A 19,806-nucleotide genomic window follows, 5' to 3' on the forward strand; every position below is an offset into this window, starting at 1 on the left:
GAGTTGAACAAAAGCCAGACTGAGTCTGGCTTTTTTTATTCGGCTTTGTCTCGTCTGAAAATCAAATATGAGGCTGTGAAGTCATAGCCTCATCTTAATAAACCAAATAGGCCATTTTTTGAAATAACAATATAACTCTACAATTACACACACTAAAAGCCAGACCGAGTCTGGCTTTTATATTACATATCCGTCATTAAGACAGGTTGACCAAAACCTTTGAGTTCAGCATGGGAGGACTCAAAATACTGCTGCCAAAACTGTTTTAATGGCAACATCACTTGGCCGCCTCTAAATCCTTTTGACGTTGCAGGTACCCAACCCGCACCTAATACATAAATATCTGCCTGCTTAAAGTCACTCAGCATATTTGCGTTTTGGATTTTCAGCATTTCTTGCTCAGGCTCGATGACTTTTAAGGTATTTTTACTGTAAAAACTAGTCACGTCTGAATTCTCAACCATATCAGACACCAGTAACAATACCCGACGTCCTTCGGTATCAGCAGCCACTTGCGGCGCAATAACCTGCGATAAATTGCTGAGGATTTCAGTTTTAGGCAAATCCACATCATTAGGTTTAAAGGCATGTTTTATATGGGCATCAATCTTACTTCTAACGAACTGGGCCTGTTTATTCATGCAGCTATCAAAGGTCATTAGGTTTTTCTTCGATACATCATCTCTGTCAGCAATATCAGTATCCAATCTACCGCTAAACAAGACATCGGTATAAAAATCTTTCACATAAGCACTAAAGCTGATGATAGTGATCTTATCCCCAGGTTGAAGAAAGAGATGCACCTTCTCATGAACTAGCTTCTTAATATTAATATCTGGTGAGAAAGTTCCATCAATCGCCACAAACAAGTGTCGACTAGATACATTCGTCGCTGTCAGTGGGTCAATTTTTGCAAATTCGTAGCAACTTTTAATGTCATTTCTCTCGGCAGCTACGGTACGCAGACACATAGACATAGCCAGTATGCCAAACATTCCTGTAAGCACTAACTTAGCGAGCTTTGTCATTTCAGGCATTAACTTAACTCTCCAAGCATCTCTTTGCGTAAACGATCGCGCATCTGCTCTTCAGTTTCGACAGGCTTTTTCTGCTGAGCGATTTCAGCAAGCAATTCTTGTCGAATACGCTGTTCAGCTTGTTCTGGCGTTTCGGTTTCAGCGGCCTTTTTAGCGTTCGCTTCTGCCACAAGCTCTGCTTTCAATCTTGCTTCCATCGCTTCTACTGCTTCAGGAGCCTCTACTGCCTCAACAGCATTCGTCGTTGCGACTACAGGTGTACTCTTCATCGCCTGATGACTAGCTAACGTTTGATGCTCGCGTAAACGTACAGATTGATCATATCGGCTTTCTGCATTACCTAAATCTTCCATATACGTCAGGAATGAACGATCACCACATGCCTCCAATACCTCTAAAACCTTAGGATCTTGGCAATTAGTTTCGGCTTTTTGATTCATTCTTTGCTGCAAGTTAGTTAAGCGTTTCTGGGCCACGCGCGCGACTTGTTGCTTTAAACGAGAATAGTGTGTCTTAAACTCGCGCTCACTTTTAAAGTTACCAATTTCTTTACGGGCATCTTTAGAATGTTTGCCAGCAAATCCCGTTTTAAAACCGATTAAAATACCGAAAATTTGCAATAAAATGAACAGGAAGGCAAGAAATATAAAAGTCCCCCAACCGCCTTTCTGCTCACGCTCCCATATGTCAGTATCGGTTTTAGCATCGGCACTTTTAGACTCTTCCACTAAGAATGCAGGCGGAGCTTCGGCATAAGGGTCTTGCTCTTGATAAAGCCCACTATTTTGCTGGATATTAACTTCGTCAATATGCATCTTTTCAAGTACTTGACCACGTACATAGGTTGCCAATACAGCAATCACTAAAATCGCAATAGCAGTAATTGTTGTAATGAAATAGCGAGGCTTAACTTCAGCATTAGTAGAAATCCGATTAATGACTTGCTTATATTGCGGTTCATCATCATCTTCAAAGGTTTTATCTAAATTAATACGAGTATTAGGCGCTAACTCTGGTGTAGTCTTATCGCGGTTTTTAGCATTTTTCCACCATACTTTGGCCTTTTTAATAAGCGAGTTCGCATGCAGCTCGTGCCCAGTAAAGTGAGTCAAACCAACCAGTAAAACCGAAATGATAAAGGCAATACCCACGGCACCTTGTTGCTGGAGTTTTTCCGATGCACCAGGGATGGTAAAGCCAGAAAGTACATAACTGAATCCCATAGCCTCTACAAAAACTAAAGCTGCAATCAATATCCAACCAAAAATATGTAAGTTGTTACGGCCGTTTTCAGTCACTTTGCCTAAATAATCTTGGCTTTTACTGAAAAGCTCTTCATCCTTATTCACTTTCTCATAATGAGCAGCAAAATCTGTACAAAGTGCGACTTCTGTATTTAACCAGTCCTTGTCGTAGATCTTAACTTGTGTTTCATAATCTTTCGCTAAGCGACTTTCCTTGCCGATTAATGGAAAGGCATACCAGGTATTAAGCCACCAAAAACTGACTTTATCCCACCAAACCATAATCACGACCACAAGAACCATCAACGAAAGTAACAGCGACACTAGCGCGCGATACTCATTAAACAACATAGACACAAAATCCATTTCCCACTCCTAGGCGTATTACTTATAACAATTTAGGTTCAAAATCGGCTTCATAAACCGTTTTATTCTTTTCATAATACAACTTGCCAGCAATCGCGGTCGCAGAACGATCAATTGGCATTACAACATCCATACAGCGCACTGGAGAGTCTTTTTCTGTTGTAAAAACACGATATAACAAGCCTTTATCACCATAATAAGTTTCTACATGGCTAGTGAGCTGATAGTTAGGCGCATCTTTACTTGAACCTTTGTAGTTCTTCCAAATATTCACTTTAGGCGCAGAAACAGCCGTACCAGTGTCTTTAATGACAGCCACAGGGGTTAAGCCAATATAGTGACCATTCACTTTATTTACCCAAACGGTACCGTTCATGCCCGGTAAGTAATCAGCAGTGTTGTAGTCATTACGGTTGTAACTCTCACCCGTAGCTAAACTCTTCACATCACCAGTAACCCGAGGTCCTTCAACTGCGCAGTTTAAGCTCGAAACTTCAGATGCATAGGCCTTGCTGAACAATGCAAAACCGCTCTCTTTCTTAACACCCACTAACTGGGTGAAATTCGTCGATGGGTCGAGCATTTTTTTACCGCCAAAATCGACTAAGGCTTTTTGCAGCTTAACTGGCTCAAGCAATTTTACGATTTCCGACTGAGTCATTTGTATTTGAACGGGGTCGGAGGTAGATATACTCGGTTTGCTTGACTGAGTTGTAGGCTGCTTTACCACTTGAGTGGGTTTGACTGTGGCAACTTTATCCTGTGAGCGGCGAGACAAATAACTTATGTTAGTTTTCTGCTTATAAGAATAAGCCAGTAATTGATCAGGTTTACCATCGATCTCAATAATTTCTACTCGACGATTTTTTGCCTTGCCAGCATCATCGCTGTTAGCGGCAACAGGTTGTGATTCACCCGCACCTTGGAAGAATAATCGCTCTGTAGGAATACCTGCTTGATTAAATAGGGTAGCCACATAACGAGCTCTTGCCTCGCTGAGCTCTTGATTTAAGGCCTCTCCACCACTGGCATCGGTATGCCCTGTAATCAGGATATTCTGTTTTGAGTCTTTATAAATGGCGGCGAGTTTTTGAAACTTTTGCTTAGCTTTTGGCGTAGCCTCTGAAGATCCTGAAGTAAACATCACTTCACTATTGCTCGAAACAGTTGCAGCCATCCCTACAACTTGGTAATTAGCGTATTTATCTGAATCTTCCTTCGACATCGTTTGTTCGGTTGAGCTGATCAGTAAACTACTTTGCTGCTCATTGGATGCTTTCGAAGCGCTGATTGAAGTAAATTGAATATCAAGATTTTCTGTTTTCGCTAACTGTTCTAATGCTTCACGCTTTTGTTGGAAATCATAACCAACGGTACAACCAATCGCGGCACCAGCGGCACCGCCATACACCATTCCTTCTTTTCCACCTAAGTAGTTACCAATAAGCACACCCAAACCCGTGCCAATTGCACAGCCAATAACGGTTTCTTTATTGTCTTCGACAGATTGAGTAATAGCGCAACTACTAAGAGATAATACACCAGCAACGGCAAGCGATATGGATTTCAAATTTGACTTCATAGTCATCCCTAACCTTTTAAAAATTCAAAATTGAATTTTAGATGCAATAAATTAAGTAAGAATTAGAAGGAATTAACCCTAAAAAGTCAATCTAAAGTTGATACTGGTGTAAACGAAATATTAATTAAGACTGAAATTTATGAGCAACTTTATATCGAAGATATTTAAATTACTCAATTTAACACAATTTAACGCCATATATGGACGCTCCCAATGAGCCAAGACAATACTCTGCTCACCGAAGGCTTTTTGGCCTTAGTTTTCTGTTTAACTGCTTTACTCCTACCATTGTTATTGATGTGACTCATTACCGCTAAAAGCGGTTGTACTGCCATATATACGGACTTAACAGTCTGGCTGCGCCCCTAATGAAATCCGTACCACTGCGCCTGTTAATGTGAAACACCCATGCGGATTAAGTTACCCTATCCTTGGCATGTTCGGCTTACACTGGTTGGACTGAGCCATTTATTCATCGTTTACAACAACCTTGGTGAGTATTCAATGTGCCCCAACACACTCTTATCACTCACTTACCTTACAAGAATTTTCCTCAAAACTGAGTATCACTCAGCGAGAGGCTTCAAACCAATGTGAGCGGCTTCAAATTGTTAATAGGATGGATTTCAAAGTGATACCAGGGGATTGCGCCTAAGAGATAAAAACCTTCATAATCGCACTCAATCAACCGATTTTTTACTTTCTCAAAGTCACTTTCTCAAGGCAACTATGACATTTTCGCTATTAGATATTTCTGCATTGGTGTGGTTTATCGTTTCTTGGGCTGGCTATACCGCCTTTGCTCGTCGTAAGGCGAAAGATACCGACTGTATTGCCCGTGGTCTGCATAAGCATAGAATTTACTGGATGCTTGAGGTGATGACCCGCGGCGTGCGGGTGGGTGATGCGGCGCTGCTGGCCAACCTTGAGCGCAATATAGCCTTTTTTGCCTCGACTACGCTGTTTGTACTCGCGGGTGTGCTGACCTTATTTGCACAAGTTGAGCGACTAGAAAGTGTTATTGCCACCATTCCCTTCGCCACGCCACCGAATCATGCGTTGGTGCAAGTCAAACTCGCGCTGTTAGTCGGCATTTTTGTGATGGCTTTCTTCCAGTTTACTTGGTCGATGCGCCAATACGGTTTTGTGAACGTGATGATAGGCGCGGGTCCTTTAGACAGCGATGGCTCGAACGACAATCTCAAAGCCTACGCAAGACAGATGGCGACGGTACAAGATCAAGCGGCGCACTCCTATAACTATGGCTTACGCGCCTATTACTTTTCGATGGCGGTATTGTGCTGGTTTGTGCACCCGATACTGTTTATTTCGGCCAGCTTATTTGTGGTCGCGACCTTATATCGCCGCGAATTTAAGTCCCGCGCGGTTCAAGCTATTACTGCGGCAAAAGGCCATCTGCAAATAGAGAATCAAGTCCGGGAAGCGGCTCGTAACCACAAAATAGAGTCATAACCTTAGCGGTTTAGGTTGCAGGCGTCATCTGGGTTGAAATTATTGTTCTATACTCTTTGGGTTATGTTTCTATTGAAATACTGGGAGAGTGCTATGAGCGATAACTTATTAACCTTAGATGAAGTGTGCAAAATGTTAGATAAAACACCTGCGACCATCAAACGCTTCGCTCGGGAGAATTTACTCTCGAGTGTTCAAGAAGGTGACGAATTAAAATTCCCTGAAGCGGAAGTGAAACGCTATCTCGCCTTTTCACAACGCTTAGGCTAAAACGCATTAGGCAAGTCATGGCAAGTAAAGCGGGGTAACCGCTGCTTAAATCGTTTGATTTTAATTTTGAGTCTAAGTTTTTGAAAGTAGCTTGAATTTTAAAGGTGATGCTTAAGTTTAATGACAAGGCTTAAGTTTAAGCCGTCGATAACGAATGAAAACAACCTATGAATACAACATGGACAGTAAAACTCAAAGGGATTTGAACTAAGCCATTCCGGTTTGTTGCAAGGGATTGGTTAGCCGAATTTAGCGGTGCAAGCCATTAAACTTAAGCGATGAAACTTTAAGCTATTAAGCCTCAAGCTGTTAATCCAAAAGATTGAACCATTACTTATTATTTAAAGCCTGCTGCAACTGCCGATAGGATAACCACTCCCGCTGCGTTTCACTTAAGCCCAAATCGGCAGCGAGTTGTTGCAATTGAACTTCATACTTAGGCAACAGGGTTTCATCATTGGTCATAATCGCGAGTTCAGCAAAATCCCCTAAACCTTCGATATGATCGATTGTTAAATGAAATTCACCCAGAAAATAGATGCTGCGGCGCTTTTTAATTTCCAATACGCACTCATAACCTAAGGTATGCAACATACTTTTTGCCTTGGTCGCTTCGGTGATATTCACAGCTTCACAGCGGTCTTTCTCTGGCCCCTTTACTATCCACAGCATAATCCCCGATGGCTGCATCTCACGGATACACAAGCTCTTGTGCTCACCTTTAAGTGACTGTGATGGCAGATCAAAGTAACAGTCATGCTCAAGGTTATCTTCGAGCATGACCTCAGGATTTCTCATCTGCAAGGCAGCGAAAAAAGCGTGGCGATCCCATAAGCGGTATTTAAGCTCGACCTCAAATTGACCATTAAAATGAGCATTAATTTGTGGGGCTAACGCTTCAGGCATCGCAGAGTTCATCGATTTATATCCGCTTTTAATGGGTAAAATATATCGCTATTCATCATATTGAGCGTCAAAGGTTTGAGCATTAACGCCTTGAATACAGCAGGCTTAAGCGAGTCTTTGGTATAAGGCCTGATACTCTGCACTGTTTTCAATTAAGCCCTGGTGAGTGCCAGACGCAATAATCTTACCCTGACCGAGTAGATGAATCTGATCCATCTTCGCCATAGCAGTTAAACGATGGCTAATCATCAGTAAGGTTTTATCCTGCGCAAATTCAAACAGTAAACTTAAAATCTCTCGCTCGGTGCGTTTATCTAGCCCTTCGGTTGGCTCATCGAGCAATAGCAGCGGCGCATCACGCAGCAGTGCCCTAGCAACACCAATACGGCGCTGCTCGCCACCCGAAAGCTGACGTCCACCTTCACCTATCCACCTGTCCAGCGGCTTATCACCCGTGAGTAAAGCGCCAAGCCCAACCCGCTGTAACACATCAATCAAACGTGCGTCGTGGGCCGTGCGTTTCTCGCCTTCGATAACTGGTAAGGCTATTACTAAATTTTCCCGTAAAGTGCCCGCAAACAAATAGATGCGTTGGCTAATCACAGTCATCGCATCCCTAAGCCCGCGCTCGCTGTACTCTGCAAGTGCATGGCCATCGAGCTTTATGTGCCCTTGCTGCGCTTGCCACTCGCGGGTAATCAGCGCCAGTAAACTCGACTTACCGCAACCCGTTGGCCCAAGTAGCGCGACTTTTTGCCCCGCTTTTATCTCAAGGGACAAACCTTGCAGCACGTGTTGATCGTCTCGATAACCAAAGTGGATATCTTCAATCTGCAATGCGCCGGATTTTGCCTTAAGGCCAGTATCGGTAACAAATTGAATATCTGCCTCTTGTTCGGTGATTTCGTTAATCCGTGTCGCCGCCAATACACAGCCAGACAAATGCTGAAACGCGCCCGCGATCGGCATCATCATCTCAACGCAGGCCATAGTGGCAAACACCATAAGCGCAAACATAGGGCCCGGCGGCACAGCATCACCCACGCCTTGAGCGGCTAAATAAAGCATCATGATCAAGGCTGAGCCAGTGGAGAGGATCAACATGGCTTGGCTGAGCGCTGTGATATTGGCCATCGCACTTTGGCTTTTAAACAGATTTGCCTCAGCCTCGTTTAGTTTTTGCCTGAATCTGTCATTGGCGCCAAATAGGCTGAGTTCGGCTTGGCCTTGCAGCATATCAAGCAACAGCACCCGATAATGGCGCTTAGTTTCGAGCATAGTGCGGCTCGGCATGTGCCCAAGGCGATAAAATAGCAGTGGCATCACCAGCCAAACGGCGACTAAAAATAGGCAGAGACTCAGGGCCAACTTGGCATCGAACCAAGCAAGAAACAGATACAAGAGCCCAGTCATCAGCAGTGATGCCGCCATAGGCGTGAGCAGTCGCAGATATAGATGATCTAGGGTATCGATATCGGCCACTAAGCGATTGAGCATGTCGCCACGGCGTAGCCCCTGCAGATTTTTAGCACTTAGCGGTAAGAGTTTTTGCCACGCCCAAACGCGAAGCTCAGTCAGCAACTTAAAGGTTGCCTCATGGGTCGCTAAACGCTCACCATAACGACTAGCAGTACGGGCAATGGATAAGAAACGTACCCCGCCAGCAGGAGTGAAAAAGTTAAAGGACTGCGCCGTGACTATCGTCAAACCTGCGACCGCTGTAGCGGAAAGAAACCAGCCCGAAAGTGACAGTAAACCTATGCCAGCCATCAAGGTAATAATGGTCAGCAGCAAGCCCACGGACATCATTAGCCACTGGCGCGAGAACAATCGAATAAAGGGGATTAGCACTTTCATTGGGCCTCTCCTTTAGTGGGCTCGGCGGCAATGTCAAGTGGAGCGTCACTATCAAGCTGCGTCTCACTGGCGCTGGCCGATAACGGTACAAGTTCAATATCCGCCACGGACTCAATATTTTCACGCAGTAAAGTTTGGAATAAGCCGTTTGTGTCAGACAAAGTGGTGTAATCGCCCCGCTGCACTATCAAGCCTTTATCGAGCACAAGAATAGTATCCATTTGATCTAACTGATCTAATCTGTGGGTCACCATAATGCACATCTTACCCGCCATGGCGCGATTCAGCGCAGAACTCACCGCCTGCTCACTCTGGCTATCTAAACTGGCTGTGGGTTCATCAAGGACAAACAAACTCGCCTGCTGCCCAAGCGCCCTTGCTAAGGCAATACGTTGAGCTTGGCCAACGGATAAACCGGAGGATTGTTCACCGACTGGGGCATCTAAACCCAATGGCTGCGCCTTAACGAAGTCGCTGATATTGGCCTCTGCCAGCAAGTGCCACAGTCTATCATCGGGCAGAGTGGGGTCGGCTAAAGCAACGTTATCCCGCACAGTACCGTGGAATAACTGCGGTTCTTGGCCCAGCCAAGCTAAATGCTGGCGCCAATGGGCTAAGTCTAATGCGGATAACTCATGGCCATTGATCAGCAAATGTCCCTTATAGGGTAGAAATCCCAATAAGGCATTGAGTAAACTGGTTTTCCCCGCGCCGCTTGGGCCAACTAAGGCTAAGCGTTCACCCTCATTTAACTCAAAACTCAACGGGCCAAGTAAACGTGTGCCATCGACACTGAACACTTCAAGATTGTCGGCACTCAGGGTTTCTATGCTATCGATGCGCACTTGGCCGACAAACTCAGGTTCGGGATGTTCGAGCAAAGTAATCAAGGCTTCCGCCGCGCCGACGGCCTGCGCCTTAGCGTGGTAATGGGTGCCCATGTCCCGCAGCGGTTGATAAAACTCAGGGGCTAAAATCAGAATAAACAGCCCAGTAAACAGGCTAAAAGGAATACCGACTATTTGAGGATCTGTACTCGAGCTGATATTGGCATGGGCGCCATAGTAGCCAAAATCTAAGTGACCTAAATAACTGAAACCAAAATAAACCGCCAGCACAGCAATCGAAACCGCCGCAAAAAACTCTAATACCGCCGAGCTTAAAAAAGCCATGCGCAGTACCGACATAGTGCGGCTACGGAACTCTTCCGAAGCAGTGGCGATCACCTTTAGCTCAGCATCACCACGGAGGAAGAGTTTCAAGGTGCTTAAGCCTTTTAATCTATCCATAAAGTGGCCGCTTAATCTTGCAAGCGCACTGAAATTTTTGCGATTTGCATCGGCAGCGCCCATGCCAACTAAAATCATAAACATAGGGATTAACGGCGCAGTGAGTAACAGGATTAAGCCTGCCGCCCAGTTAATCGGGAATACCGCTGCTAAAATGAGGATGGGAATAAAACCAGCAAGGCTGATTTGCGGAAGGTATCTGGCATAAAAGTCTTGTAAATCTTCGACTTGCTCTAACACTATGCTAGCCCAACTGCCTGCGGGTTTACCTTTAATAAACGCCGGACCTAGCTTAGTCAACTTGTCCATTACTGCCGCGCGAATATGACCACGCAGACGCTTACCCGCCTCAAAACTGGCGCGTTCACGTCCATAAGCCAGCAAGGCACGCAGTAACATCAATGCGATTAACGCAATAAAATGAGGTGTATAGGTATCAATACTCACGCTGGAACTGACCATCTGGACATTGTCAGTGAGCGGCATGACTTGCTGCCCCATGATCACGCCATCGAGAATCGTCGCGATAATATAAGCCTGCGCCACCATAGCGACGGCGCTTATCATCCCAAGCCATAACGACAATTTAAGGAACAAGCCACAGGCTTTTTTCTGGGCTTTAAGCCAAACAAGAAGGGATTTTTCTAACGACTTATCCATGGTGCTCCAACAAGAAAACAATTAAGCGACTCGTAGCGAGGATCGGCTATCGATAACGACTCAGTTTACGGGGCTTGCAACGGCTAAAAAGTTCCGATAGGGGCGCAGTATCGCAGGCATCTACAACAGATGAAACCCTATCACAGACTTTTGCTAGCGGACTCACAAAAACGAGCTAAAGATAAACAAATCCCTGAGTTAACGGAACTTTCCCTAGCACTAGCCTGTTTGGGGAAACTTAAAGTATTTAACCCTGCTCAGTAAATCGCAGCAGTCAGTATTCAAAAAGCCACAAGCAAACCTTAAGTTAGCTTGTAGTTTGCATTCAGAACTTAACCCTCACTGCACTGCGCCGTATTTCACTAACACATGCCAAAGTAACTTAAGTTCGTGGGCGACTTGGGCACGGTTACCGCGGTCGCGCCAATGCTGGGGTGAATGATATAAATCCCGCGCGGCCACACCTATGGCATGGGCATCGACTCTGTCTTCTATGGCGATACGATTAGCCAGCGATGGCATAGTTGGCCCGCGAAAATCGCTCGGGATCTGCGCCGTATGTAGGCTAAAACCATCATGATATTGCAGCTCGATATCATATCTGTCGCAAATTTTACTTAAGCTGGCGCCAATATCAGTGCCTTTAAAACTTGGATCGGCCACCAGCATGGCGATATCTTCATCGAGGGAAACATCACCGTGGATCTGCGCCTCGATATAATGATCGAGATTATTCGATAACGGCCGCTCGAATCGTGACAGCAAGGAAGTATTGAGCTGATGTCCCAAATAATGAATCACATTTAGCGGCTTAAAGTCAGATTTGCCTAAGGCATAGTGACGCTCAAAACTCTCGGTCAGTAGCGCCGCTAAAATATCATCGAAGCATGATAGCGTGCCCTTCTCTTTCGGATTGCGGTACGAGTCGAGATAACAAAAGGTCGAACGTGCCAACACGCTGGCGTGGGTCAGCAAATAGCAGCTACCAAAACGCGGCGCGGGGCCGTCCTGCCACATGCCTAGATCGAGTGCGCCATATTTAGGCCGAGATTTAGTGCCCTTATACACATCACCAAACAGCTGATTTTCCCAGTGATCCCTTGGGCCACCTAACTCAGGGGATAACTGACCGTTGGAAATATGGGTCTCAAACTGACTGCGGTATTGACCATCGCGCAGCAAACCTTCGGCTACTGTCATACCACGGCTGTCGATTCTATCAGGGTGAAAATGCAGCGCAATTCGGCCACAGTTGAGCAATTGTTTGAGGGCGAGTTGCATCTCATGCATGGGGATGTTCGACATCTGTTGCACATTTTTAATCACAGCGACGGCCTGTTCACTGCGTCCTCGAGCAAGGCGTTCAATATGCTGTATCGCTGTCATAATCCACCTATAAATGAGAGGCGTTTAACCGTTTCCCGCGTTGGCTCATCCTAAAATAAACACGAGACTCATCGCAAGCATGCAGAAAATAGATATTGATGAATTCTACTCCTATCGCCTTGAGTTTATACCACTCAAATTAATCTAGCGTGATCTAGCGCTAACTCACTCTAACTTTTAGATAAAAAGAGTCGACGAGTTAACTTTAAACCGGCCTGTTTAGCTGATTGAATCAGCCTGATAGCCATACTGTACATTTGGTGAGTCCATTAGGCTCAACCGCACCCCAAAATAACAGTAAAAGTCCGACCCCAAAGCCTCTGCCAGTACAATACAGCACTTAACCGAATGCAGATTCGCCCTCAATAAGCTCAAACTCGACTGAGGAAACTTGCGCCTAAAAGATATGCGAGACCGAGTGAAAGCCGCTGACAAGCGATTTATGTGCCAATATGAATGAAACCCGCTGTAAAAGTCTTTATTCGATGGCACTTAGGGCCCCGATCCTGTAAGCTGCACGCCCGCCAGCAGACCTGGCTATTGACCATAAATGCAGCAAAGCGTTGCCACAAGAGACCAATCTATGAGTTTTACCTCCCTGGGCTTATCGGCCCCGATACTTAAAGCCGTTGCCGAACAAGGCTACGACACACCTTCGCCAATCCAAGCTCAAGCCATTCCAGCTGTGCTTCAAGGCAAAGATGTGATGGCGGCCGCCCAAACAGGAACAGGTAAAACAGCAGGTTTCACCCTACCTATGCTCGAACTCCTGAGTAAAGGTAACCGTGCCCAAGCAGGCCAAGTGCGCGCATTAGTGTTAACTCCAACACGCGAATTGGCGGCTCAGGTTGCAGAAAGTGTTGAAACCTATGGTAAAAATTTACCACTGCGCTCAGCGGTGATATTTGGTGGCGTGCCTATCAATCCACAAATCGCGAAATTGCGCCACGGTGTCGACGTATTAGTCGCCACACCAGGTCGATTGATGGATCTGTACAATCAAAAAGCGGTGAAATTCAGCCAGCTTGAAATCTTAGTATTAGATGAAGCCGATCGCATGCTCGACATGGGCTTTATCCGCGACATCCGTAAGATCCTGGCCATTTTACCTAAGCAACGCCAAAACCTGATGCTCTCAGCCACCTTCTCCGATGAAATTCGTGAGCTGGCAAAAGGCTTAGTGAATAATCCGGTCGAAATTTCGGTCACGCCACGTAACGCGGCGGCGACCACAGTAAAACAATGGGTTTGCCCCGTCGATAAGAGCCAGAAATCGGCACTCTTGATCCAACTCATCAAGCAAAACGATTGGCAACAAGTGCTGGTATTCTCGCGCACTAAACATGGCGCTAACCGTCTGGCAAAAAGCCTTGAAGATGCGGGCATTAAAGCCGCCGCTATCCACGGTAACAAGAGCCAAACTGCGCGAACTAAAGCCTTGGCCGACTTTAAAAATGGCCAAGCTCGCGTACTGGTTGCGACCGATATCGCCGCCCGTGGTTTGGACATTGACCAATTGCCACAAGTGGTTAACTTCGACTTACCGAACGTGCCAGAAGATTATGTGCACCGCATCGGCCGTACTGGCCGCGCTGGCGCATCGGGTCAAGCCGTGTCACTGGTGAGCAACGAAGAAATCAAACTGCTGAACGATATCGAGCGTTTGATCAATCGCGTATTAGACCGAGAAATGGTTGAAGGCTTTAACCATGTATTGCCTGAGTCACGTTTAGGTGGCGGCGGAAAAAGCAGCGGTAAATCAGTACCAAGCCGTAGAAATACCCGCAGCTCAAACCAACCTAGCTCACGCGATGGCACCCCAAGAAGCGCAGAGCATAAAGATGGTCAACGCAGCGGTGACGTCGCGCGCGGCCACAAGCCAAACGACAAGAACCCAAGACACAGCGGTGAAGCCAGTAGCGCACCTCGTGCTGATTCAGCCAAACCACGTCCACCACGTTCAAACGATGGCCGTGCGAATAGCGCAGGCGCTAGTCGTCCAAGTGAAAGCCGTTCAGGTTCTGGCGAAAATCGTGGCCAAGCGGGTGAGAACCCTTACGCCAATGGCCCAAAGAAAAATACCCGTCGCCCAAATAACGGTGCGAGTCGTCCAAGACATTCACAGGATTAATGCACCCGCTGAGCGAACTCGCTTGGCGATTTAGCCGCATTAAGCCCTAAAAAAACGCCCAACTCCGTCAGGAATTGGGCGTTTTTTTTGTCTTTATTTATTGATGCTTAGCGCATTATCCACACATTGATCAATAACTCGCTTGAACAATCGTCGCTTTAAACAACAACCTAAAAAAAACGTTAAACAGCAACCTAAGTTAATTCGCCTTAATATCGGGCAACTGCTGCAGGACTTCATCCGTAAAATAGGGTTCATCTTCAACCCAAAAAATATAGTCTAGCCCTAGGTAGTTTTGTGCAAAATCCAGCAAGTCAGGCACAGTATTCTTTTTACCTGTTTTGGGATTAATCTGCCGCAAATTACCGTCTTGCACCGCCATGCCTTTCACCAATGCCGCTGGATATTCTTTAATAAAGGCGTAACTCTGTCCCATATGGCCTTTACGATATGGCATTAAATCTGGGCCACCTACGCCCATATTGAGCGCTTTGGCTTGCGCAAACAAACCTCGCATATGGCCTTTGTCATTCCATGGCAGCCATTCGTCTGGTAAAAAGTTCAAATACACCATAGCGGTTGAATGCTGAAATGACTCAGCTAATACTTGCATGTTTTCGCCAATCGCATCGATATAGGCTTTAGGATTAAAATCACTGGGGAACGTCGTTGTTCCATCGGCGTTTTCAGTCCCCACATCAATTGAGCTTTCACTAAAGTTAATGCCCGCAATTTTCCCATCAAACTCTTGGCCTAGCTGGCGTACCAATTGCTGATAACGCGCACGTACTGCAGGCTCCCACATTTTGGCAGACCAGCCATACTCATCATCCGTCACAGGTTTATTAGGATCACGCTCTGGCGCGCTCAGCATGCTTTGCTTCAACACACCGCCTTGATAAATCGGATCATCAAGTAAATACTGAGGCACATTGACTCTGGGCGTAAAGGATTTCTCTTGCAGCTGGATCCACAATTTTTTGCCTATCGAAACATAAATACTCCAAACCGATGCAGGCCTTATCACCTGACAAAGTCGTTAATCTGCTCATTTATTTTTTACTCAGAATCACTTCTACCACAGGCAAGCTGAGGGGCATATCAATTCAGCAGACAAATACAAAGTGTTACTTAACCCCCGCCAGAATTAACATTTACAAAACAAACAGACTCAGTCACTGCATTAATCACCCAATAAAAAAGGGAATAAACTTGAGTTTATTCCCTTTAAAAATAGAGCGAATTAAATCGAGGTACGATTCAACTCAAGCTAAGCCAAGCTTACTTCATTGGCCAAGCGCGGTAAGATTTCCCTTTAATGCGGCCGCCAGTAATTTTGTTCAGCGCTTTCTTGGCAACCTTACGATTAACGGCCACATAGGCGCGGTAATCGGTCACTTGGATTTTACCCACCTGCGAGCCTTCGATACCGTTTTCGCCCGTCAGCGCGCCTAAGATATCCCCTGGACGCAGTTTTTCTTTCTTACCGCCATCGATCTGCAAAGTGATCATGGTTGGCGCTGCAGGCGTGTTGCCGAGCAGGCTTTCAGATGGCAGTGATTCGCTGGTAATTTCGCGCTCTAAATACTCTTCTAACAAGGCAATCTTGTAACCGTCTTGGTCGTTATAGAAGGTATAAGCGGCGCCTTTACTGCCCGCACGGCCAGTACGACCGATACGGTGAATGTGCACTTCGGTGTCGTAGGCGACGTGATAGTTAAACACGGCATCCAGCGCATCGATATCTAAACCACGGGCAGCAACGTCGGTCGCCACCAATACGCAGGCACTCTTGTTAGCAAATTGTAGCAGGGTTTCGTCCCTGTCTCTTTGCTCTAAATCACCGTGCAGGGCCAATACGCTAAAGCCTAAACCTTCAAGCTCATCGGCCACTTTTTGGGTTTCGCGTTTCGTGTTACAAAACACTACTGCGCTTTCAGGCTTATGTTCTAACAACAATAATTGCAGCGCTTGCATACGCGCCTTGTCATCGTCTAAGCGATAAAAATGCTGGGCTATGCTTAAACTGTCGTGATTACCTTCCACTTTAACCATGCTTGGGTCATACATGATTTGCTTAGCAATCGATTGAATTTGCTCTGGGAACGTCGCGCTGAATAGCAACGTCTGACGCTCACGTGGCGCTTGTTCGATAATCGCATCGAGGGCGGGTTGGAAACCCATTTCTAACATGCGATCGGCTTCATCGAGCACTAACATGTTGAGATTGCTTAAATCTAAGCGATTGCGATCTAAGTGATCGACGATACGACCCGGCGTACCCACAATAATGTGCGCGCCGTGTTCCAGCGAGCCGACTTGTGGCCCCATAGGCACACCGCCGCAAAGTGTCAGTACTTTAACGTTATGAATACCACGGGCAAGGGTACGAATTTCCTGCGCCACTTGGTCGGCCAACTCGCGGGTTGGGCATAACACTAAGGTTTGAATGCGAAAGCGTTTAACGTCTAACTTGTTCAGTAATCCTAAGCCGAAGGCGGCCGTTTTACCCGAGCCAGTTTTACCCTGACCTATCACATCCTGCCCCGCTAAAATGGGTGGCAAACTTTGCGCCTGAATTGGCGTCATCTCGTTGTAGCCCATAGAAGAAAGGTTCTCAAGCAGTTCGGGTTTTAGCTTAAGAGTCGAAAAAGCCATTGATGGATTAGGCTTAGTATCAGAGTTGCTCAAGGTGAATATCCTGTGGTGGGTAACGAAGCGGCTGCTAGGTTACTGAAATTGCGTTACTTATCGATTTAACTGGTCTATCAAGATTCAGGCTAGCTTGAGTTAAGAATAAAGCGCTATGCTCGCTCAACCCAAAAGCACGGCTATTGTAGCAACAAAGCGCAGCTTTTACCTCAAGTCCTTAAGCAATAGACATAGCTGGAGTGAACAGCAACAAAAAGCCCTGTAGGAATACAGGGCTTAGGGCTAATTTAGGTTTGGGTTTAGAATTCGCTCAGCGCGGCTGATTTAACAAATTACGCGATTTGGCCGAAACGCCCTTCTTGATAATCGCGAATCGCCTGCTGAATTTCCGCTTGGGTGTTCATCACAAAGGGACCCATCTGGACGATTTTTTCACGGATAGGTTTACCCGCAAACAGTAACATCCCTGCGCCGCGCTCATCGGCTTTAAGCTTAAGCACACTTTGGCTATCGAGCACTAAAAATTCGCCCTGATGATATGACCACTGTGAATCTTCACCCTTGCTTAAGTCACCTTGGTACAAGTACAAGGCGACAAACTCGTGTTTGGATAAATCGAGCTGCGCTTCACCATTCGCGTTTATCATCAAGTCGGCAATCGCCGCCTCACCAGCCAATCCTTGGATAGCCGCACTAATCAGTGGTTGATCTTTAAAGCCCCAATCACCCGCTAAGGCCTTTAAGCTAGCGCCCGTGTCATTGGCCGCTTCAACGCTCACGCTACCCGCAGTATCTTGATACTTAGCGGGGCGCAGCTTGTCTTTCGCGGGCATGTTGACCCAAATTTGAAATCCATGCAGACCATCAACCGCATCGGCCAGCGGCATTTCAGAGTGCACTACCCCGAACCCAGTACTCATCCACTGCACATCGCCGGCACGAATCGCCTTCACATTGCCCATTTGGTCACGGTGCTCGAAGCCACCCTTGCGAATATAAGTGAAGGTCTCCATCCCGCGGTGGGGATGTGCGGGGAAGCCGCCAATAAAATCTTGTTCATCATCGGATTTAATTTCGTCGATCATCAAGAAAGGATCAAATTTAGTCGTCACAAAATCGGCGACACGGCGAATATTGACCCCATCGCCATCCATCGCGGCTTTGGCGGAAAACTGACTTAATACTTTCATTGCTGCTCTCCTATCGGTTGAGCAAAGCGGTGCGTGAAACGCCAAAATCATACTGCTAACACAAGACGCAAACGCTTTGCTGATGGAGGCAGAATAACAAGGAAGTTTACAAAAGAATAACGCGAAATCACGGCCTAAATATTCGAAAAAATAGAACGGTAGACAGTTGATACCCACTCACACAGGTTTGCCATGGCATTGACTCGTCAACTCACAGACAGTCCGTCCATGGGGCGGACGGTCGTCTCACTAATCACCCTAGCTCACCGTTTTGGCTTTAGCGTAACCTGTAGATTTAAAAGCCTTAGGCTGCACACTTTGAGACATCTCCGAGTTAGATTTCTAGCTCGAATTAGTGAGTTTCGGATTAAGATTTCTATGTATTAACGCTCCAAACAGCGGAGATCGTAGCAAATCCGACTGATTTGGTTTGTTAGCACTAGCCTAAATCCTCTATGAACTGAATCAAATCTTTAGCAGAATGAGCCAATCCTAGCTCGATGATTCTATAAATACTCTCTTTAAATTGTTCACCATTATCTTCTACATCCATAAAAGAGTGGACTTCTATAGATGACTCATGATTACTGAATAACATACCAACTAGCGCGCCGTTTTCTTCGCTTACCAAAGGGCTACCGCTAAACCCTTTAAGAGAAGGAAACGAAAGCTCATTCGTGGTTCTTGCTTGAGGGTGTTCTGATTCGTCCGCATGACTGACAATATACCCCTTTAGCATACGAGCGCTTACTCTAACATTACTGCCTTCTCGACCGATATTAGTAAAACCGAAAGCTCTTACATCATGTCCGGGATTGTACTCTCTATCCAATAGTGGGAAGGTTTTGTATGAATGATGCTTTATAAAACTAGCTGTAGCAAAGTCGTATAATGGATGTGCTTTAATATTGTAGATAACATCTACTTCACCAGAAATAAGATTTTTGCCAAGTAAAGCCTCTCCCTCTTGAACCATTTCAACAATATGTTTGCAAGTGACAATCTTACCTTGTTCACCGTCAATGAAAAATGCCACACCAGCATAGCGATCTACGTCGAAATGTAGTGTGTTACCTTCGTTGCGCATTTTTGCTATCAATAGAGGAATTTGATACTCACCGTAATTCATATGCATCCTTGAGTGCTAACGTCTTAGTATTTATGCGCTGCGCTGTTTGCAGGGCATAAATCGCTTGTTGGACTTAGCAGCTGCCATATCCGTGTAAATTGGTGTGAATGATGCTATAGGAATTTGCTTTTTTGCGGTAGCTGTTTTTTATACAACTTTATGGGTAATCACTTGATATTGCTTTAGCTTTATCATTCTTTTAGGCTCACGTTTAAATGACTAACTCACGTAGTTCACTGTATTCCAGCCAAGATTCAAGCTAACACTCCCTCATCGACTTACGCCCATAAGACAAGCTTCTACATTTGCTGCAACGCCCTTCGCGCCGTGGCTATTCTGACATGCGTACGGTCTGATATTGGTTGTTAATCATCACTAACCACTGCGCCTTATCAGCCCAATTAAAATGGCAAATGACCTTACTAACATTTAATACAAGGCACGAGCGCTCCTCCTTGGCGAAAGGTCTATCCAATTTGGCCTGCGGTTTACGTAATGACTGATAGATTAGAGCTAACTTTTTATGGCGGCAGCCATTAATTAAAAACCAAGGAGCCTGATACACATTAATCCTTTTGGGAGCTAGTTTAAGGATTGGTGTACTCAGGGATAAGTTGAATTAAGCACTCGTATG

The 19,806-nt window shown here is 45.8% G+C and carries 14 protein-coding genes; 3 read left to right on the forward strand and 11 right to left on the reverse strand.

Annotated features, from left to right (window positions below; all coding sequences use genetic code 11):
• Positions 1-182 precede the first annotated feature (182 nt).
• The 3 genes from K5Q99_RS02385 to K5Q99_RS02395 form a co-directional block, all read right to left on the reverse strand.
• Positions 183-1,037, reverse strand: coding sequence for a hypothetical protein (locus tag K5Q99_RS02385; protein ID WP_106649563.1), 855 nt, complete (start codon positions 1,035-1,037; stop codon positions 183-185).
• Entirely contained in the window at positions 1,037-2,569 is a 1,533-nt protein-coding gene (locus K5Q99_RS02390; protein WP_220775924.1) for a hypothetical protein, read from the reverse strand. Before K5Q99_RS02390 ends, K5Q99_RS02385 begins: the two co-directional genes overlap by 1 nt.
• A gap of 100 nt (positions 2,570-2,669) precedes the next feature.
• Positions 2,670-4,229 (reverse strand): OmpA family protein, encoded by a 1,560-nt coding sequence (locus K5Q99_RS02395; RefSeq protein ID WP_220775925.1) that lies wholly within the window; start codon positions 4,227-4,229, stop codon positions 2,670-2,672.
• Between the two features lie 729 nt (positions 4,230-4,958).
• Here K5Q99_RS02395 and K5Q99_RS02400 point away from each other — a divergent pair.
• Both K5Q99_RS02400 and K5Q99_RS02405 read left to right on the forward strand, forming a co-directional pair.
• On the forward strand, positions 4,959-5,702 hold the full coding sequence (locus tag K5Q99_RS02400) for a DUF599 domain-containing protein (RefSeq protein ID WP_063883826.1): 744 nt from the start codon (positions 4,959-4,961) through the stop codon (positions 5,700-5,702).
• A 93-nt stretch (positions 5,703-5,795) separates the two neighbouring features.
• Complete coding sequence (locus tag K5Q99_RS02405; protein WP_063883827.1) at positions 5,796-5,972, forward strand: helix-turn-helix domain-containing protein; 177 nt, start codon at positions 5,796-5,798, stop codon at positions 5,970-5,972.
• A gap of 330 nt (positions 5,973-6,302) precedes the next feature.
• Here K5Q99_RS02405 and cyaB read toward each other — a convergent pair whose 3' ends face one another.
• From cyaB to K5Q99_RS02425, 4 genes are all read right to left on the reverse strand, one after another.
• The gene (gene cyaB / locus K5Q99_RS02410; RefSeq protein WP_220775926.1) at positions 6,303-6,890 is read right to left on the reverse strand and encodes a class IV adenylate cyclase; all 588 of its coding nucleotides are present in this window, start codon (positions 6,888-6,890) and stop codon (positions 6,303-6,305) included.
• A gap of 93 nt (positions 6,891-6,983) precedes the next feature.
• The gene (cydC, locus tag K5Q99_RS02415) at positions 6,984-8,735 is read right to left on the reverse strand and encodes a heme ABC transporter ATP-binding protein/permease CydC (RefSeq protein WP_220775927.1); all 1,752 of its coding nucleotides are present in this window, start codon (positions 8,733-8,735) and stop codon (positions 6,984-6,986) included.
• A complete protein-coding gene (gene cydD, locus K5Q99_RS02420) occupies positions 8,732-10,684 on the reverse strand; it encodes a heme ABC transporter permease/ATP-binding protein CydD (protein ID WP_220775928.1) in 1,953 nt (650 codons plus the stop codon). Before cydD ends, cydC begins: the two co-directional genes overlap by 4 nt.
• Before the next feature lie 339 nt (positions 10,685-11,023).
• Positions 11,024-12,070: a DUF3626 domain-containing protein gene (locus K5Q99_RS02425; protein ID WP_220775929.1), complete on the reverse strand. Its 1,047-nt coding sequence runs from the start codon at positions 12,068-12,070 to the stop codon at positions 11,024-11,026.
• A gap of 583 nt (positions 12,071-12,653) precedes the next feature.
• Here K5Q99_RS02425 and K5Q99_RS02430 point away from each other — a divergent pair.
• A complete protein-coding gene (locus K5Q99_RS02430; protein ID WP_220775930.1) occupies positions 12,654-14,201 on the forward strand; it encodes a DEAD/DEAH box helicase in 1,548 nt (515 codons plus the stop codon).
• A gap of 199 nt (positions 14,202-14,400) precedes the next feature.
• Here K5Q99_RS02430 and K5Q99_RS02435 read toward each other — a convergent pair whose 3' ends face one another.
• From K5Q99_RS02435 to K5Q99_RS02450, 4 genes are all read right to left on the reverse strand, one after another.
• Positions 14,401-15,177: a hypothetical protein gene (locus K5Q99_RS02435; RefSeq protein ID WP_246604363.1), complete on the reverse strand. Its 777-nt coding sequence runs from the start codon at positions 15,175-15,177 to the stop codon at positions 14,401-14,403.
• A gap of 305 nt (positions 15,178-15,482) precedes the next feature.
• Positions 15,483-16,859 (reverse strand): ATP-dependent RNA helicase DbpA, encoded by a 1,377-nt coding sequence (dbpA, locus tag K5Q99_RS02440; protein WP_106651764.1) that lies wholly within the window; start codon positions 16,857-16,859, stop codon positions 15,483-15,485.
• Positions 16,860-17,185: 326 nt separating this feature from the next.
• Positions 17,186-18,043, reverse strand: a complete 858-nt coding sequence (locus K5Q99_RS02445; protein WP_220775931.1) for a pirin family protein — start codon at positions 18,041-18,043, stop codon at positions 17,186-17,188.
• Between the two features lie 439 nt (positions 18,044-18,482).
• Positions 18,483-19,172 (reverse strand): S1 family peptidase, encoded by a 690-nt coding sequence (locus K5Q99_RS02450; RefSeq protein ID WP_220775932.1) that lies wholly within the window; start codon positions 19,170-19,172, stop codon positions 18,483-18,485.
• Positions 19,173-19,806: the final 634 nt, after the last annotated feature.

This window comes from Shewanella hafniensis (assembly GCF_019655335.1).
GTDB lineage: Bacteria > Pseudomonadota > Gammaproteobacteria > Enterobacterales > Shewanellaceae > Shewanella > Shewanella hafniensis.

Excerpts from the sequence above, each read along its gene's own strand:
- cydD (WP_220775928.1), bottom strand. The coding sequence starts at position 10,684 with ATGGATAAGTCGTTAGAAAAATCCCTTCTTGTTTGGCTTAAAGCCCAG.
- dbpA (WP_106651764.1), bottom strand. The coding sequence starts at position 16,859 with ATGGCTTTTTCGACTCTTAAGCTAAAACCCGAACTGCTTGAGAACCTT.
- K5Q99_RS02425 (WP_220775929.1), bottom strand. The coding sequence starts at position 12,070 with ATGACAGCGATACAGCATATTGAACGCCTTGCTCGAGGACGCAGTGAA.
- K5Q99_RS02400 (WP_063883826.1), top strand. The coding sequence starts at position 4,959 with ATGACATTTTCGCTATTAGATATTTCTGCATTGGTGTGGTTTATCGTT.
- K5Q99_RS02385 (WP_106649563.1), bottom strand. The coding sequence starts at position 1,037 with ATGCCTGAAATGACAAAGCTCGCTAAGTTAGTGCTTACAGGAATGTTT.
- cydC (WP_220775927.1), bottom strand. The coding sequence starts at position 8,735 with ATGAAAGTGCTAATCCCCTTTATTCGATTGTTCTCGCGCCAGTGGCTA.
- K5Q99_RS02450 (WP_220775932.1), bottom strand. The coding sequence starts at position 19,172 with ATGAATTACGGTGAGTATCAAATTCCTCTATTGATAGCAAAAATGCGC.
- cyaB (WP_220775926.1), bottom strand. The coding sequence starts at position 6,890 with ATGAACTCTGCGATGCCTGAAGCGTTAGCCCCACAAATTAATGCTCAT.
- K5Q99_RS02395 (WP_220775925.1), bottom strand. The coding sequence starts at position 4,229 with ATGAAGTCAAATTTGAAATCCATATCGCTTGCCGTTGCTGGTGTATTA.
- K5Q99_RS02405 (WP_063883827.1), top strand. The coding sequence starts at position 5,796 with ATGAGCGATAACTTATTAACCTTAGATGAAGTGTGCAAAATGTTAGAT.
- K5Q99_RS02430 (WP_220775930.1), top strand. The coding sequence starts at position 12,654 with ATGAGTTTTACCTCCCTGGGCTTATCGGCCCCGATACTTAAAGCCGTT.
- K5Q99_RS02445 (WP_220775931.1), bottom strand. The coding sequence starts at position 18,043 with ATGAAAGTATTAAGTCAGTTTTCCGCCAAAGCCGCGATGGATGGCGAT.